We start from the raw sequence: 14,804 nt of genomic DNA on the forward strand, positions 1-14,804 counted from the left end.
CCCCCCGGGCACACCCCCGAAACGCCCGCCTCCACGGGAAAGAGCGCGGACGCCGCCGCTGATCCCGCAACCGACACCCGCACCGCCACCGCCGGTCGCAAGGACATTCTCGCCAGTGTACTCAGACGGGCCGGCATGAAGGCGGCGGACATCTATGCCCTGGCCCATGCCGACAGACACAAGCGGCTGACCCGCTTCGTGCCCGGCGAGCGCTTCGAGGTGCGCTACCAGGACGACCAGCCGGTGGAGGTGATCCGCCACATCAACCGCACCACGCAGATCGTGGCCACCCGCGACGGCAAACGCTGGCAGATCAGGAAGAAGACACTGCCGGTGGAGATCCATCTGGCTACTGCTTCCGGCACCATCCGCAACAGCCTCTACCTCTCCGGCAAGCAGGCCGGCTTGTCCGACAAGGTGATCATGAATCTGGCCAATCTGTATCAGTGGGAAATCGACTTCGCCCGCCAGCTGCGCCCCGGCGACACTTTCAAGGTGATCTACGAGCAGCGCTACCTGAACGGCGACCACATCGGCGACGGGCGCATCGTCGCCGCCGAGGTCAACACCAGCGGCAAGACCTACCGCGCCTTTCTGCTCACCGACAAAAAGGGCAGGACCCTCGGCTGGTATGACGAGAAGGGCCACAACCTGCGCAAGGCGTTCATGCGCAACCCGGTGGACTATGTGCGCATCACCTCCCGCTTCACCCTCAAGCGCTGGCACCCCATCCAGCACCGCTGGAAGGCTCACCGGGGCGTGGACTACGGCGGCAGAACCGGCACGCCCATTCACGTTACCGGCAACGGCCGGGTCATCTTCAAGGGCTGGAAGCGGGGCTATGGCCGCGTGGTGATGGTCAAGCACGGACGCAAGTACACCACCGTCTACGCCCACATGTCCCGCTTCGGCAAAATCCGCAAGGGCAGCTACGTCAAGCAGGGGCAGGTGATCGGCTACATCGGCCAGAGCGGCTGGGCCACCGGTCCCCACCTGCACTACGAGTTCCGCATCAACGGCCGGCATGTGGACCCGCTCAAGGTGCGCTTTCCGGACGCCTCGCCGGTGCCGAAGAAATACCGCACTGTCTTCCGTCAGCGGGTGCATCAGATGATGGCCCACCTCAAGCGGCTCGACAGCGACACCCGACTGGCCGCCAAGTTCGAGTGATGCGCTTTCTCGGCGTTCTGTCCGGCACCAGCGCAGATGGCATCGACATCGCCCTGGCGGACTTCGCCGATGGCATCAGCCTGATCGACTTCGACACCCTGCCCTTCCCTGATTCGCTGCAGCAGGCACTGCGCCAGCTACCCGGACGCCACGCCACGCTCAGCCAGCTGGGCCCGCTGCAGCAGCAGCTGGACACCGCTTTCGCCGATGCCGTCAACGCCTTTCTGGCCCGTCATGAGCGTCAGGCCATCACCGCCATCGGCTTTCACGGCCAGACCCTGTGGCACGACCCGACCCACGGTTTCAGCGTTCAGCTGGGCAGCCCCGACGCGCTGGCGGCGGCCACAGGCCTGCCCGTGGTGGCCGGCTTCCGCCAGAGCGACCTGGCCCTGGGCGGACAGGGTGCGCCGCTGGCGCCCCTGTTCCACGCCGAGCTGTGCCGCGACCAGCCCCGCCCGTGCGCCTTCGTCAACATCGGCGGCATCGCCAATGTGTCGCTGATTGATGACAGCGGCGTCACCGGCTGGGACACCGGCCCCGGCAATGGCATTCTGGACGAGATCGCCCAGCGCCACTTTGACCAGCCATTCGACCGGGACGGGCGCATCGCAGCCTCCGGCCAGGTGGACGAGGCGGCACTGGCCACCCTGCTGCGTCACCCATACTTCTCCGCCCCGCCGCCCAAGAGCACCGGACGGGAACAGTTCAATCTGCACTGGCTGGAGCGGACGCTGGAAAGGCCGCTTCCTCCGGAAGACCTGATGGCCACCGCCACCGCGCTGACTGCCGCGGCACTGGCCCACGATCTGGCGCCCCACCGGCCACAAAAGGTGTTCATCAGCGGTGGCGGCGCGGAAAACCCGGTGCTGATGGCCAGAATCCGGGATTTTTTGAGCCGTTTCGGTGGCGGACAAGCGGCGACCCCGCAAAAATGGGGGAGACCCCGTCCGGACGCGGTAGAAGGACTGCTGTTCGCCTGGCTGGCATGGAAACGCTGGACCGGCCAGCCGCTGGACTACACCGGCATCACCGGCGCCCGGCAGCCCGGCCTCTATGGCGCGCTGCACCTGCCGAAGCCGATGCCTGAAGTGGACGGCATCCGTTAAAATGCCGCACCCAACGCCAATCTGACTCAGCTGACGGACTGCGCCATGCACGCATTCTCCCTGCACTACCGCACGCCCGAAGATCTGGACGAACTGGAAAACAAGGTCGCCGCCACGCCATACAGAAGCCTGCTGCTGCAGGTATTTGCCGGCACCACGGACGAAGCGGTGCTGACGCCGTTGCTGGAGGCGCTGGGCGAACGCTTTGCCGACGCCTGCATCATCGGCGCCACCACAGGCGGCGAGATTCTCTCCGGCAGCACCCGGCAGAATGCCATTGTCATCAGTGCACTGGCCTTCGAGCGCTGCCGGGTGCGCACCCACACCGCGTCCGGCGCCGACTCGGAGGAGAACGGTCGCGAGCTGGCGCGCACCCTGTGCTGGGATGAAAAGCCCGCCGCTCTGATCGTGCTGGCCGACGGCATCCACACCAATGGCGACGCGCTGGCCCGTGGCATCGAGTCGGTAGCGCCCGCCGTGCCGCTGGCCGGGGGACTGGCCGGAGACAACATGGCCTTCCGCCGAACCCTGGTGTTCGACCGCACGCGCTTCATCGAAACCGGCGCCGTGGCCGCCGCCCTCTATGGTCCGCTGGAGGTGCATCAGCACGCCAACTTCAACTGGCACCCCATCGGCCCGCTGTTCCGCATCACCCGCTCGCAGGGCAACCGCCTGCAGGAGATCAACCACATTCCCGCCATCCGCTTCTATCAGAACGTCTTCGGCGTTCAGCTGATTCCGGACAAACTGGAACAGCTCACCATGGCCTTCCCCATCATTCTGCAGCTGGAGGATGACATTCAGCTGGCGCGGGTGTGCGTGGCCCACACGGAAGAAGGCGACATGATCATGGCCGGCAATGTGCCGGAAGGCGCCACCTTCCAGTTCGGCATCGGCTCGCCGGAAAGCATCGTGCGCGAGTCCTGCGAGGAGAGCCTGCAGCTGGCGGAAAAGGAAATCGAGGCCATCCTCACCTACTCCTGTATCGGCCGGCACATGCTGCTGAAAGAGAAGATCGAACATGAACTGACCCCACTGCAGGACATCGCCGAGACCTGCGGTTTCTTCACCTATGGCGAGCTGGGGCGCATCAACGGCCACAATGCCCTGATGAACAACACCACCACTCTGCTGGCGCTGACCGAGCACACCGTGCCGCCACGCACCCGCACCATACGGTGTCCGGTGCCGAGCCGACGGGAGGCAGACCTCATGCTGACGGCCATGGCCAACTTCGCCCGCTACATCAGCTCGCGGCTGGAAGGCGAAAACCGCAGGGCCACCTTCATCGCCGAGCACGATCCGCTCACCGGCGCGCTCAACCGCTTCGCCGGCGAGCGCATTCTCACCCTGCTGCGCTCAAGCAACGAGGCTGGGCCGGTCGCTCTTGCCATGCTCGACCTGGATCATTTCAAGCAGATCAACGACATCCATGGCCACCAGGCGGGGGATCGCGTGCTCAAACTTCTGGTCAGCTTCATCCGCAGACGACTGCGCCAGGATGATCAACTCATTCGCTGGGGCGGCGAGGAATTTCTCATCATTCTGCGTGGCGCCACGCCAGAACAGGCCTCTGCACGACTGGAACAGCTGCTGGCGGGCTTCCACGGTGAAAGTGAACGCTGCCTCGGCTTCCCGGTCACCTTCAGCGCCGGGGTGACCGGCTGTGATCCCGCACTGGAACTGGACACTCTGCTCAAACGCACCGACGAAGCCCTCTATCAGGCCAAAGAGAAGGGCCGCGCCCGGGTCGAAGTGGCCAAGGACACCCCGCCCGAAGACGGGCTGCCGGAACAGACGCCGCAGGCGGAAGAGTGAAAAATGGCGAAAACCAGGAATGGTGCCCCCTGCTGGATTCGAACCAGCGACCTACCGATTATGAGTCGGCAGCTCTAACCGCTGAGCTAAGGGGGCGGAAGGAAAGCGGGCGCTATTATACCAGCGCCCCGCCCGTTCTCCGGATACGAAAAGGCCCGCCGAAGCGGGCCTGTCTCGTCAGAGGATCGCCTTACTCCAGAAAGCTCTTGAGCCGATCCGCCCGGGAGGGATGACGCAGCTTGCGCAGCGCCTTGGCCTCGATCTGGCGGATGCGCTCGCGGGTGACATCGAACTGCTTGCCCACTTCCTCAAGGGTGTGGTCGGTGTTCATGTCGATGCCGAAACGCATGCGCAGCACCTTGGCCTCCCGCGGCGAGAGGGAATCCAGCATGGCCTGCACCGTCTCGGCCATGGCCTCGCGGTCGGCCACTTCGGCCGGATTGGGGATGTTGGTGTCCTCGATGAAATCGCCCAGTGAGGAGTCTTCGTCGTCCCCCACCGGAGTTTCCATGGAGATGGGCTCCTTGGCGATCTTCATCACCTTGCGCACCTTGTCCTCCGGCATCTCCATCTCCTCGGCCAGCTCCTCGGCGGTAGGCTCGCGCCCCAGTTTCTGGATCAGGTGGCGCTGCACCCGGTTGAGCTTGTTGATGGTTTCGATCATGTGCACCGGAATGCGGATGGTGCGCGCCTGATCGGCAATGGAGCGGGTGATCGCCTGACGGATCCACCAGGTGGCGTAGGTGGAGAACTTGTAGCCGCGACGGTATTCGAACTTGTCCACCGCCTTCATCAGGCCGATGTTGCCCTCCTGAATCAGGTCCAGGAACTGCAGGCCGCGGTTGGTGTACTTCTTGGCGATGGAGATGACCAGACGCAGGTTGGCCTCCACCATCTCGCGCTTGGCGGCGCGCATGCGCTGCTCCGCCTTGGAGATGTCCTTGTAGAGCGCCTTGAAGTGGCTGATGGGCATGCGGCTCTCGATCATCTTGAGCCGCTTCTGCGCCCGCTGGATGTCGGGCCGCGCCGCCTCCAGCTTCTCCGCCGCCTGCGGGCAACGCTCGATCAGCAGATCCACCAGCTCGCGGTTGATCTCATTGCCGATGTAGATTTCGAGAAAGTCCTTGCGCGGCACGCCGCACTGGTTGACCGCCAGCTCCAGAATGCTGCGCTCGTACTTGCGGATCTGGGAAATCTTGTCCTTGAGCTCTTCCAGCAGGGCGCTGGTGAAGGTGGGGGTGAGCTTGGCCATCTTCAGATGCTCGACCACCTGCTCGCGCTTCTTGCGCGCCTTCTCGTCGTCGGCGCCATGCCTGGCCTCGGCCCGCTCGGCGGCAACGTGCAGCTTCTTCAGCTTCTCGACGAAGGCCTCCAGCTCCTTGGGGTCCAGCCCATCCTTCGGCTCGGCATTGTCGATGTCCGGGTTGAGCTTTTCGTCCGGAATCTCCTCAAAGTCCTCCGGACGCAGAAAGCCCTGAATGACATCGGCCACCTTGCCCTCGCCCTCGTCGATGCGCTCAAAGGCATCCAGAATACGCTCGGCCAGCAACGGGTAGCGCGCCAGTCCATTCATCATGTCCCGCTGCGCCGCCTCGATGCGACGGGCGATCTCGATCTCGCCCTTGCGGCTGAGCAGCTCCACCGCCCCCATCTCGCGCATGTACATGCGCACCGGATCGGTGGTGCGGCCAAACTCGGAATCCACCTCCGACAGCGCGATCATGGCGGCTTCGGCGGCCTTTTCGTCGAACACGCCGCCCTCGACGGTCATCAGCTCGTCCTGATCCGGGGTGGAGTCAAAGAAGGGAATGCCGAAGTCCTTGAGGATGGTGATCACCTGGTTGACCTGATCCTCCTCCACACCCTCCGGCATGACGTCATTGACGTCCGCGTAGGTCAGATAGCCCAGTTCCTTGGCGCGATCGATCAGGTCGATCAGCTGCTGTTTGCGTTCCTGTCGGGTTGTTGCCTGTGCCATAGATTGGTTGGAACCTCTCGCGTTCGTGATCGTGTCAGATGATTCTTCGCGCGTATGTATGCTCTGAAGCGGGGTCGGAATCGGGCGCTGTTCCGTAACACCAAGAATGCTGCGCGGAATTTTTCATTATAACACAGAAATGCGACAATCCATGCCGCCTGCGCCACTTAACAATATGATCTAACGGGACTTTTTCAAGGCCAGCAGCGTCTCCAGATCGTCCGTCTGCGCCAGCGCGATCTGACGCAGCAGCGCCTCCACCAGTGCAGTGAGCGCCTGCCGGCGCTCACCGGCATCCTCCGCCAGCGGCGCTTCTTCCAGCGCCTTGAGCAGCGCGCCTTCGCCCCGCGCCTCAAGCAGCCGCGCCACCGTCTCCGCGCGAGGTTCATGCAACAGTTGTGCCACGGCCTCCACCAGCAGATCCATGCCAGCCATGTCCACGCCCCGCAGCGCTTCCAGATCCTCGGGACGGAAGAACTCGCCGGTCAGCAGCGGGTCCCGCATCAGGTGGCGCAGAATGCGGTGCGGCAGCCCCAGCACCGGTGGCGTGGACACGGAGGAGCGTGTCCCCGCACCATTGCCGGCCAGTGGCACGAAAATGCCCAGCTGCTTGGCCAGCTGCCAGGGTTTCAGTCCCAGGCGCGCGGCCGCCTGCTCGGTCAGCGCCGCCTGATACCAGCCGCGCGCCTGACGGATCCAGGGCGTCACCTCGGCCAGAAACTGTCGCCGTCCCTCCTGTTCGCTCACCGGCACCGGCAGGCCGGCTTCGATCTGACTCACCACGAAGGTGGGCAGATCCGGCGCCGCCGCCACCCGGCGCAGAAAACCTTCCCGCCCCTGCTGACGCACCAGGGAGTCCGGGTCCTCCCCCTGCGGCAGGAAGAGGATCTGCGCGCTCTGCTGCTCACTCAGCTGCGGCAGCAGCAGCTCCACCGCCTTCCACGCCGCCTTGCGCCCGGCGGCATCTCCGTCGAAACTGAACACCACCCGGTTCACATGACGGTAGAGCAGCTGAAGATGCTGCTCGGTCACCGCCGTGCCCAGCGTGGCCACTGCGTTGCCCACGCCGTGCTGCGCCAAGGCGATCACATCCATGTAGCCTTCGGTGACAATGAGAAAGTCCGCCTTCTCACGCCGCTGCATCAGCTCGTAAAAGCCGTAGAGCACCTGCGACTTGTGAAAGACCGGCGTCTCCGGCGAGTTGAGGTATTTGGGCTTTTCATCCCCCAGCACCCGTCCGCCGAAGCCGAGCACCCGCCCGCGCAGATCGCGGATGGGAAAGATGATGCGATCGCGGAAGCGGTCGTAGCTGCCCTGATGCCCCTCGCGGCGGATGCGCAGACCCGCCTCCAGCAGCTTCTGCTCATACTGATCGAGAGGCGCAAACTCGGCCGAAAGGCTGTCCCAGCCGGGTGGCGCATAGCCCAGATAGTACTGTTTGGCAATTTCGGGGGTCAGACCCCGCTGACGGAGATAGGCCTTGGCCCGCTCCGCCTGCGGATGGTCCCGCAGCTGGTGACGGTAGAAACGGGCCGCCCGCAGCAGCAGGTCATACAGACTTTCCTGCCGCTGACGCTGCGCCTGCTCCTGCGGGCTCAGCTGCCGGTAGGGCACCCTGAGGCCCGCCTGCTGCGCCAGCTGCTCCACCGCGTCCACGAAGCTGAGCCCGTCATACTCCTGCAGAAAGCGGATGGCGTCCCCGCTGGCGCCGCAGCCGAAGCAGTGGTAGAACTGTTTCTGCGGGCTGACGTTGAACGAGGGGGTCTTTTCGTCATGGAAGGGGCAGCGGGCCACATAGTTGCGCCCCGCCTTCTTCAGCGGCACACGCTGGCCGATCACCTGCACGATGTCCGTCTGCGCCAGCAACTGTTCGATGAAATCGCGGGGAATGGTGCCTTTCATGCCGCCCTCAAATGCGAAAAGCCCGCGGATGCGGGCTTTCCATTATAGAAGCTGTGGCCGTTGCGTGATCAGCCGGCCAGACGAGCGCGCACCTGCTTGCTCACCTCGCCCATGTCAGCGCGGCCCTGCATCTTCGGCTTGAGCACGCCCATCACCTTGCCCATGTCCTGCATGCCGGCGGCACCCGTCTCCTCGATGGCCTCATCGATCAGCGCAGCGATCTCCTCATCACTGAGCGGCTGGGGCAGGAACTCCTGAATCACGCTCATCTCATAGCGCTCCTGCTCGGCCAGATCCTCCCGACCGGCCTCCGCATACTGCTGGATGGAGTCGCGCCGCTGCTTGACCTGCTTGTCCAGCACGGCGATGATCTCCTCGTCGCTCAGCTGCTTCTGGCTGTCCACCTCCACCTGCTTGATGGCGGCCAGCATGCTGCGCACCACGCCAAGACGCGCCTTGTCGCCCGCCTTCATGGCGGCCTTCATCTCTTCGGTCAGGCGTTTCTTCAGGTCGGACATGATGATCAGTGACGACGGTTCTGCATCATGCGGCGGCGCTCACGAGCCAGACGCTTGGCCAGACGCTTGATGGCCGCGGCCTTCTTGCGCTTGCGCGCCCAGGTGGGCTTCTCATAGTACTCGCGCCGACGCGCTTCGGCAATGATGCCCGCCTTCTCGCAGGCGCGCTTGAAACGACGCAGGGCGACGTCAAAGGGTTCGGTCTCACGAATCTTTACTACTGGCATGTTCGGCTTCTCTCTTCCTGTTAAACGATTGAAGGAAAACGGGAATTATAAGGACCCCGACTGCTCCGGCGCAAGAGGACATGACAAAAAACCGCCGGCTGCGACCGACCCACGCCGGTTTTACGACTTTACGGTGTGTAAAATGCCTCTCCATGATCATTCTCGGCATCGAATCCTCCTGCGATGAAACCGGCGTGGCCCTCTACGACACGGAGCGGGGCCTGCTGGCCGACGCGCTGCACAGCCAGATTTCACTGCACGCCGAATACGGTGGCGTGGTGCCGGAGCTGGCCTCCCGCGACCATATCCGCCGTGTGGCGCCCCTGACGCAGGTGGCGCTGCAACAGGCCGATCTTGCGCTGACCGACGTTGACGGCATCGCCTGGACCGCCGGCCCCGGCCTGCTGGGGGCGCTGCTGGTAGGCGCCGGGTTCGCCCGCTCGCTGGCCTTTGCCCTTGATGTGCCCGCCATCGGCGTCCATCACATGGAGGGCCACCTGCTCGCGCCCATGCTGGGCGATGAGAAGCCGGACTTTCCCTTCGTCGCCCTGCTGGTCTCCGGCGGCCATACGCTGCTGGTGGCGGTGGAGGGCATCGGCCGCTACCGGGTGCTGGGCGAAACGCTGGATGACGCCGTGGGCGAGGCCTTCGACAAGACGGCCAAGCTGCTCGGACTGGGCTACCCGGGCGGTCCGGCCGTCTCCGAGCTGGCCAAAAAGGGGGATCCGGACCGCTACCGCTTTCCCCGTCCCATGGTGGACCGTCCGGGGCTGGACATGAGCTTCAGCGGCCTGAAGACCTATGTGCTCAACACCTGGCAGGCGGCGCAGGCCGCAGGAGACGACAGCGAGCAGACCAAAGCGGACATCTGCCGCGCCTTCGAAACCGCAGTGGCGGAAACGCTGGCCATCAAATGCCGGCGGGCATTGAAACAGACGGGCATGAAGCGGCTGGTGGTCTCCGGCGGGGTGAGCGCCAACCGCACCCTGCGGACGCGCCTGACCGAGGTGGCGCGGGAGGCGGGCGGCGGTGCCTTCTTCCCGCCACTGAGGCTATGTACCGACAACGGTGCCATGATCGCCTACGCCGGGGCGCAGCGCCTGCTGGCCGGGCAACGCAGCGATCTGGATTTCTCGCCCCGGGCGCGCTGGTCGCTGGAAGACCTGCCGCCGATCGACGCACCGGCCTGATTCAGCGGTCGCCGCCCACTGGCGCCTTTTCCTCGCCCCGCATCAGCCGGACGATGTTGCTGCGGTGACGCCACCACAGCCATGCGGCCATGAGCGTGACCACGGCGGTCAGGCGCACATCCTGCCCGGACAGCCACCAGACATACAGCGGAGACAGCGCACTGGCCGCCAGCGCGGAGACGGAGGAGATCTTCAGCACCTTGGCCACGAACAGCCAGATGGCAGCGAAGGCCAGCCCCATCCACACATTGAGGCCGAACAGCACGCCAAGAAAGGTGGCCACGCCCTTGCCGCCACGGAAGCCGAAGAACACAGGATACAGGTGTCCGAGAAAGGCGGCGAAGCCCACCAGCGCCAGCCACCAGCCCTCCAGTCCGAAGGCCCGGGCCGCCAGCACCGCCAGCAGCCCCTTGAGCAGGTCACCCAGCAGGGTAATGGCGGCCGCCAGCCGTCCCTTCTCGCCACCGATGCGCAGCACATTGGTGGCTCCCGGGTTGCCGGAGCCGGCCTCGCGCGGATCCCCCAGCCCCATCAGCCGGCAGACGATGATGGCCGAGGAAAGGGAGCCCAGCAGGTAGGCGCCGACGATGAGAAGAATCAGAGATGCTAACATGGGTCGTTCCAGTCAGAACTGAGGAGCGAATTCTACCATGACCCCCCGTGACTGCATTCTGGTGGAAGAGCTGCGCATTGACGCGCTGGTGGGTCTTCTGCCGTGGGAGAAGCAGGTGCGCCAGCCGCTGCTGTTCGACCTGAAGCTCTACCTGCCGCTGAAGGAGGTGGCCGAAAGCGGCGATCTGAGCCAGGGGGTGGACTACGCCGAAGTGGCGCGCCTGCTGGAAGCCATGCTGGAAACCCACGTGGAACTGATCGAAACCGTGGCGGAAGAGGCCTGCCGATGCCTGTTCGAGGCCTTCCCGCCCCTGCAGGCCATCGAGATCACCGTGCGCAAGCCGGCCATTCTGCCGCAGACCCGCAGCGTGGGCGTGCGCCTCTGGCGCGAGCGTGGCTGATCAGCCCTCCGCCTCCAGCTGCTTCTGCCGCTGGGCCGCCTGCTTGAGCAGCGGAATGATCTGCTCCATGTAGATGACCGCCTGATGCTGGGTGATGCGGTCGAGGCGCTGATAGTCCTCCTCGAACTGGCGCCGATTGGTCCTGGACAGGTTGCGCAGCACCTTCTGATAGAAATAGTCCCCCTCCGACAGGCGCACCAGCGTCACCAGCTGTTCCGGGGTCAGCTGCGGCAGGATCCACTGCAGAATGCGGTCGTCCATGTGGGCAAGCTTGTTGGCCAGATCCCGGAACACCGCCAGCTTCTTGCGGATGGCAGCCCGCTCCGCCTCGCCGGACATGTTCAGGCGCTTGTCCACCACCTGCTGCAACGCCTCGATGGCCGCCGGCGGCAGATTGAGCATCACCTGGCCGAAGTCCAGCTGAATGTGGCCGTCCTTCAGTCTGCGAATGTCGATGTCCATCAGATGTATTCCGTCACTTCGGTCTGAAACTCGATCTCGCCACGGGCGTCCAGCTCGAAGGCGCGCCGCATGATCCGTTCGATGGCCGCCATGGCCGCCTCGGTCTCCACCGGCTGCTCCTCGGCCAGATCCTGCTCCAGCTGTCGGGCCACCAGCGGTCCCACATTGTGCAGCACCCGCTCCCGCAGTGCGGCGTCATCCAGCACCCGCAGCCACAGGGCCAGATCCTGATCGTCCACCTGACGCAGAAGCAGCTGCAGATCCGTGTCCGACAGCAGGTTGAGCTTGTGGCTCAGGGACACGAACCCCTTGAGCAGGTCGTATTCGCCGCCCTCCGCCAGCCGCAGCGCCTCCTTGAGCACGATGTTGAGCAGCTCCACCTGAAAATAGTTGAGCCTGAGCGTGGCGCAGCCGATCTCCACCCACCACTCGTCTTCATGAACCTTTCTGATGCCCACCTTCATACGGACGACCTCCTCCGGGTGCCGACAGCAAATAACCTGCCAATATGCATAATAACGCCCATGAAAGCCAAACTGAACCTGCCCCGACCCGACGCCGAGTCGCTGGCCCGCAGCGAAACCCTCAAGGCCCGCATCGTCGCCGCCATTCGCCGGAACGGTCCCATGCCCTTCTCCGAATACATGCAGAAGGCCCTCTACACGCCGGGGCTGGGCTACTACAGCGGCCCGGCGCCCAAACTGGGCGCGGAAGGGGACTTCGTCACCGCGCCGGAGCGCTCACCCCTGTTCGGCCAGTGTCTGGCCCGGCAGGTGGCCGAAGTACTCGACACCCTCACCGACGGCCACCTGCTGGAGTTCGGCGCCGGCTCCGGCCGGCTGGCCCGTGACCTACTACACACACTGGCCGAACTGGACGCCCTGCCGGAACGCTATCAGATCATGGAAGTCAGCGGTGAGCTGGCCGCGCGCCAGCGCACCTTCCTGCGGGAAGAGCTTTCCCCCGAACTGTTCGCCCGTGTGGAATGGCTGGAACGCCTGCCAGATGCCGGCTGGCATGGCGTGGTCGTGGCCAACGAGGTGCTCGACGCCATGCCGGTGGAGCGCCTGCGCCTCACCCCCGACAGCGCCGTGCGTCTCGGCGTGGATGAACAGGACGGCGAGCTGGTGGAATGCGAGCTGCCCATCACCGACGCCACCCTGCAGCGGGTGGCCGACGGCCTGCGTCCGTTGGCCCAGCCGGACCGCCACGGCTATGTGGCCGAGGTCAACCTCAACATCCACCCGTGGCTCAAGAGCCTCGCCGATTTCATGGAACAGGGCGCCGTGCTGCTGATCGACTACGGCTTCGCCCAGCAGGAGCTGTATCAGCCCGCCCGCAGCAAGGGCTCGCTGCGCTGTTTCTGGCAGCACCGCGTCCACGACAACCCGCTGCTGTGGCCCGGCCTGCAGGACATCACCGCCCATGTGGACTTCACCGAAGTGGCCGAATCCGGTTTCGACGCCGGCTTCCGCGTCGCCGGCTTCACCACCCAGGCGCACTTTCTCATGAGCACGGGACTGCTGGAGTCCGTCCCCACCGACCTGCCGGTGGTGGACCAGCTCAGGCTGGCGCAGGAGATCAAGACCCTCACCCTGCCGGACGAAATGGGCGAGGTGTTCAAGGTCATGGCGCTGACCCGGGGCATCGACCGTCCGCTGATGGGCTTTCAGCTCATGGACCTGCGCCACTTACTATAATCATAATCCCAAATCTAGCCTACCACAAAAACCAAACCAACTCCCGATCAAACAAAAGAAACCAAACCAAATGAAAACCCTAAATATCTTCATTAAGCTTATAGCACCACTCTCTATAATAGCCGGCTTTTTACTTATAAATGGATACATTTCCAAACTAGAACTACCAGCTCCTATTTACTTAGAAACTCTCACTCTAGCATCCCTATCATTTTTTGTGCTTCTTTTACACATAATAATAATATTCAATTCAGACGACATAATACTATTAACCATGACCCTGGAAAAAACCACTAGCAATACACCAACAATCATAAAAGGCAGCACCAATACCAACAGCCGTCGACTTTCAGAAAAAATCTCTCTGAAACTAATGCAGACAATAGAAGAGACAACGAAGTGCACAACTTCTCTTACGATTACCCTTATATTATCTTCCTCTATAGCACTCTATTCAATAATTTCAAAAAACTTTGATTTTTTTTCACCCTCATTCACACTCTTTTTCTCTATCGCCATAATACTCCTCAAGGAGGAAACTAAAGAAATATTTGGGTCATTCAGAAAAACAATATATATACTTTTGATTTTCCCTTTGTCTTATTTTAACTTTCTCTCCCAAGATCCAATAAACGCCCTAAGCATATCAATCTTGGAGGGAATAGCACTTTTGATCACCCTAAACATCCTTGCCATTAAAACCTACAAAAAAACATCCCCCAATACGAAACCTCACATACTAGCACTAGCAGCACCTTACCTTATTTTTCTCGGTCTTCTCCTAGTCGTTCATCTAAAAAGCGATCACATAAACAATTTAAACCTTTTGATAAATTTATTTTTATTTCTACTCTTTATAGCCTACATATCCGATCTAGCCGGAATTTTTATAAATACGATAACAAGAATAATTAACTCAGACAACCCTCTATTCACAACTATACGACTCCAATTTGACACCTTGATACTAACAATAATAGGGATCCTTATATTGTATATATCCTTAATTATGATGCCCACCAACCTAAAAAGAACTTTACTTTATTACATTGGCCTTTCCGGAAAACCCGGAATCACATACTTTTTACAAACAAAAAACCAGAATTCAAACATAAATATAACTGGAGAAATCGTATGGACATCTTCTACAGGAATCTACCTTTGCAATAAGAGTGGAGTTACATTTATTCCTCATAGAAATATCAACTATTTAAAACTATACAAACCACATGATAAGCAAAGCAATATTAATCAAGAAAAAAACAAACCTAACCAAAACACATGTGTACTTTTTGAATCTCCATAGAATCCACATCAAATCTCCATAGGATCCACGTCAATGGCCCAGCGCACCCGGTGGCCGCCGTGCCGCCACAACCAGGGCAGCAGCGCATCGAGCGCCCCGTGCAACGGCCCGCGCTCGGGCGCCTGCAGCCAAAGCTGGTAGCGCCAGTGGCCCTGCTTGCGCAGCATGGGGGCGGCCACCGGCCCCAGCACCTCCACGCCCGAACGGTCACGCAGCCGTTGCGCCGCCTCGGCAAGAAACTGCTGCGCCGCCTCAAGGCGGGTGGCCTGCGCCGTCACCAGCGCCTGATGCCAGAAAGGGGGTAGACAGGCGGCCTGCCGCTCCGCCAGCGCCGCCTCGGCGAAGGCCGCGTAGCCGCCCGAACGCAGCTGCGCCCAGAAGGGATGCTGCGGCTGTCGGGTCTCGATGAGCACC

14 protein-coding genes, 1 tRNA gene and 1 pseudogene are annotated in these 14,804 nt (G+C 62.2%); 7 read left to right on the forward strand and 9 right to left on the reverse strand.

Features of this window, described 5'->3' with window-relative positions:
- The 3 genes from F8K16_RS07895 to F8K16_RS07905 all read left to right on the forward strand — a co-directional run.
- Window positions 1-1,170: peptidoglycan DD-metalloendopeptidase family protein (locus tag F8K16_RS07895; protein WP_294949089.1), on the forward strand; the 1,170-nt coding region annotated here is incomplete at its 5' end.
- On the forward strand, window positions 1,170-2,276 hold the full coding sequence (locus F8K16_RS07900) for an anhydro-N-acetylmuramic acid kinase (protein ID WP_294949124.1): 1,107 nt from the start codon (window positions 1,170-1,172) through the stop codon (window positions 2,274-2,276). The genes F8K16_RS07895 and F8K16_RS07900, both read left to right, overlap by 1 nt.
- Window positions 2,277-2,321: 45 nt before the next feature.
- Window positions 2,322-4,094: an FIST N-terminal domain-containing protein gene (locus F8K16_RS07905; protein WP_294949092.1), complete on the forward strand. Its 1,773-nt coding sequence runs from the start codon at window positions 2,322-2,324 to the stop codon at window positions 4,092-4,094.
- 20 nt (window positions 4,095-4,114) lie between these two features.
- On the opposite strand, the gene F8K16_RS07910 is transcribed toward F8K16_RS07905, so the two are convergent.
- The 5 genes from F8K16_RS07910 to rpsU form a co-directional block, all read right to left on the reverse strand.
- Window positions 4,115-4,190: transfer RNA gene (locus F8K16_RS07910), tRNA-Ile, on the reverse strand.
- A gap of 94 nt (window positions 4,191-4,284) precedes the next feature.
- Window positions 4,285-6,102: an RNA polymerase sigma factor RpoD gene (gene rpoD, locus F8K16_RS07915; protein WP_294949128.1), complete on the reverse strand. Its 1,818-nt coding sequence runs from the start codon at window positions 6,100-6,102 to the stop codon at window positions 4,285-4,287.
- A 150-nt stretch (window positions 6,103-6,252) separates the two neighbouring features.
- Window positions 6,253-7,974 (reverse strand): DNA primase, encoded by a 1,722-nt coding sequence (dnaG, locus tag F8K16_RS07920; RefSeq protein WP_294949095.1) that lies wholly within the window; start codon window positions 7,972-7,974, stop codon window positions 6,253-6,255.
- A gap of 68 nt (window positions 7,975-8,042) precedes the next feature.
- Window positions 8,043-8,492, reverse strand: coding sequence for a GatB/YqeY domain-containing protein (locus F8K16_RS07925; protein WP_294949098.1), 450 nt, complete (start codon window positions 8,490-8,492; stop codon window positions 8,043-8,045).
- A gap of 5 nt (window positions 8,493-8,497) precedes the next feature.
- Window positions 8,498-8,719, reverse strand: coding sequence for a 30S ribosomal protein S21 (gene rpsU / locus F8K16_RS07930; RefSeq protein ID WP_294949100.1), 222 nt, complete (start codon window positions 8,717-8,719; stop codon window positions 8,498-8,500).
- A 152-nt stretch (window positions 8,720-8,871) separates the two neighbouring features.
- Between rpsU and tsaD the strand changes: the two genes are divergently transcribed.
- Complete coding sequence (gene tsaD / locus F8K16_RS07935; protein WP_294949103.1) at window positions 8,872-9,909, forward strand: tRNA (adenosine(37)-N6)-threonylcarbamoyltransferase complex transferase subunit TsaD; 1,038 nt, start codon at window positions 8,872-8,874, stop codon at window positions 9,907-9,909.
- Window position 9,910: 1 nt separating this feature from the next.
- Here the strand turns inward: tsaD and plsY are convergent, their stop codons facing one another.
- Window positions 9,911-10,522 (reverse strand): glycerol-3-phosphate 1-O-acyltransferase PlsY, encoded by a 612-nt coding sequence (plsY, locus tag F8K16_RS07940; RefSeq protein WP_294949106.1) that lies wholly within the window; start codon window positions 10,520-10,522, stop codon window positions 9,911-9,913.
- Between the two features lie 37 nt (window positions 10,523-10,559).
- Between plsY and folB the strand changes: the two genes are divergently transcribed.
- The gene (folB, locus tag F8K16_RS07945) at window positions 10,560-10,922 is read left to right on the forward strand and encodes a dihydroneopterin aldolase (RefSeq protein WP_294949109.1); all 363 of its coding nucleotides are present in this window, start codon (window positions 10,560-10,562) and stop codon (window positions 10,920-10,922) included.
- Here the strand turns inward: folB and F8K16_RS07950 are convergent, their stop codons facing one another.
- Both F8K16_RS07950 and F8K16_RS07955 read right to left on the reverse strand, forming a co-directional pair.
- On the reverse strand, window positions 10,923-11,384 hold the full coding sequence (locus F8K16_RS07950) for a FliG C-terminal domain-containing protein (RefSeq protein ID WP_294949112.1): 462 nt from the start codon (window positions 11,382-11,384) through the stop codon (window positions 10,923-10,925).
- On the reverse strand, window positions 11,384-11,848 hold the full coding sequence (locus F8K16_RS07955) for a FliG C-terminal domain-containing protein (protein WP_294949116.1): 465 nt from the start codon (window positions 11,846-11,848) through the stop codon (window positions 11,384-11,386). The genes F8K16_RS07950 and F8K16_RS07955 overlap by 1 nt, the downstream gene beginning before the upstream one ends.
- Before the next feature lie 60 nt (window positions 11,849-11,908).
- On the opposite strand from F8K16_RS07955, the gene F8K16_RS07960 reads away from it, so the two are divergent.
- Together F8K16_RS07960 and F8K16_RS07965 are read left to right on the forward strand one after the other, a co-directional pair.
- Window positions 11,909-13,084 carry an SAM-dependent methyltransferase gene (locus tag F8K16_RS07960; RefSeq protein ID WP_294949118.1) on the forward strand — a complete coding sequence of 392 codons (1,176 nt, stop codon included), beginning with the start codon at window positions 11,909-11,911 and terminating at the stop codon, window positions 13,082-13,084.
- A gap of 70 nt (window positions 13,085-13,154) precedes the next feature.
- Window positions 13,155-14,390: a hypothetical protein gene (locus F8K16_RS07965; RefSeq protein WP_294949121.1), complete on the forward strand. Its 1,236-nt coding sequence runs from the start codon at window positions 13,155-13,157 to the stop codon at window positions 14,388-14,390.
- Window positions 14,391-14,398: 8 nt separating this feature from the next.
- Here F8K16_RS07965 and F8K16_RS07970 read toward each other — a convergent pair.
- Window positions 14,399-14,804: pseudogene (locus tag F8K16_RS07970) on the reverse strand (primosomal protein N'); the annotation flags it as partial.

The sequence above is a fragment of the Sulfurivirga sp. genome, from assembly GCF_015490265.1.
In the GTDB taxonomy this organism is placed as follows: Bacteria; Pseudomonadota; Gammaproteobacteria; order Thiomicrospirales; family Thiomicrospiraceae; genus Sulfurivirga.

What these genes read in the sequence shown, in the direction of transcription:
- dnaG (WP_294949095.1), bottom strand. Translation starts at nt 7,974, where the DNA reads ATGAAAGGCACCATTCCCCGCGATTTCATCGAACAGTTGCTGGCGCAG.
- plsY (WP_294949106.1), bottom strand. Translation starts at nt 10,522, where the DNA reads ATGTTAGCATCTCTGATTCTTCTCATCGTCGGCGCCTACCTGCTGGGC.
- F8K16_RS07900 (WP_294949124.1), top strand. Translation starts at nt 1,170, where the DNA reads ATGCGCTTTCTCGGCGTTCTGTCCGGCACCAGCGCAGATGGCATCGAC.
- F8K16_RS07955 (WP_294949116.1), bottom strand. Translation starts at nt 11,848, where the DNA reads ATGAAGGTGGGCATCAGAAAGGTTCATGAAGACGAGTGGTGGGTGGAG.
- F8K16_RS07950 (WP_294949112.1), bottom strand. Translation starts at nt 11,384, where the DNA reads ATGGACATCGACATTCGCAGACTGAAGGACGGCCACATTCAGCTGGAC.
- F8K16_RS07905 (WP_294949092.1), top strand. Translation starts at nt 2,322, where the DNA reads ATGCACGCATTCTCCCTGCACTACCGCACGCCCGAAGATCTGGACGAA.
- folB (WP_294949109.1), top strand. Translation starts at nt 10,560, where the DNA reads ATGACCCCCCGTGACTGCATTCTGGTGGAAGAGCTGCGCATTGACGCG.
- F8K16_RS07925 (WP_294949098.1), bottom strand. Translation starts at nt 8,492, where the DNA reads ATGTCCGACCTGAAGAAACGCCTGACCGAAGAGATGAAGGCCGCCATG.
- F8K16_RS07965 (WP_294949121.1), top strand. Translation starts at nt 13,155, where the DNA reads ATGAAAACCCTAAATATCTTCATTAAGCTTATAGCACCACTCTCTATA.
- F8K16_RS07960 (WP_294949118.1), top strand. Translation starts at nt 11,909, where the DNA reads ATGAAAGCCAAACTGAACCTGCCCCGACCCGACGCCGAGTCGCTGGCC.
- rpsU (WP_294949100.1), bottom strand. Translation starts at nt 8,719, where the DNA reads ATGCCAGTAGTAAAGATTCGTGAGACCGAACCCTTTGACGTCGCCCTG.
- tsaD (WP_294949103.1), top strand. Translation starts at nt 8,872, where the DNA reads ATGATCATTCTCGGCATCGAATCCTCCTGCGATGAAACCGGCGTGGCC.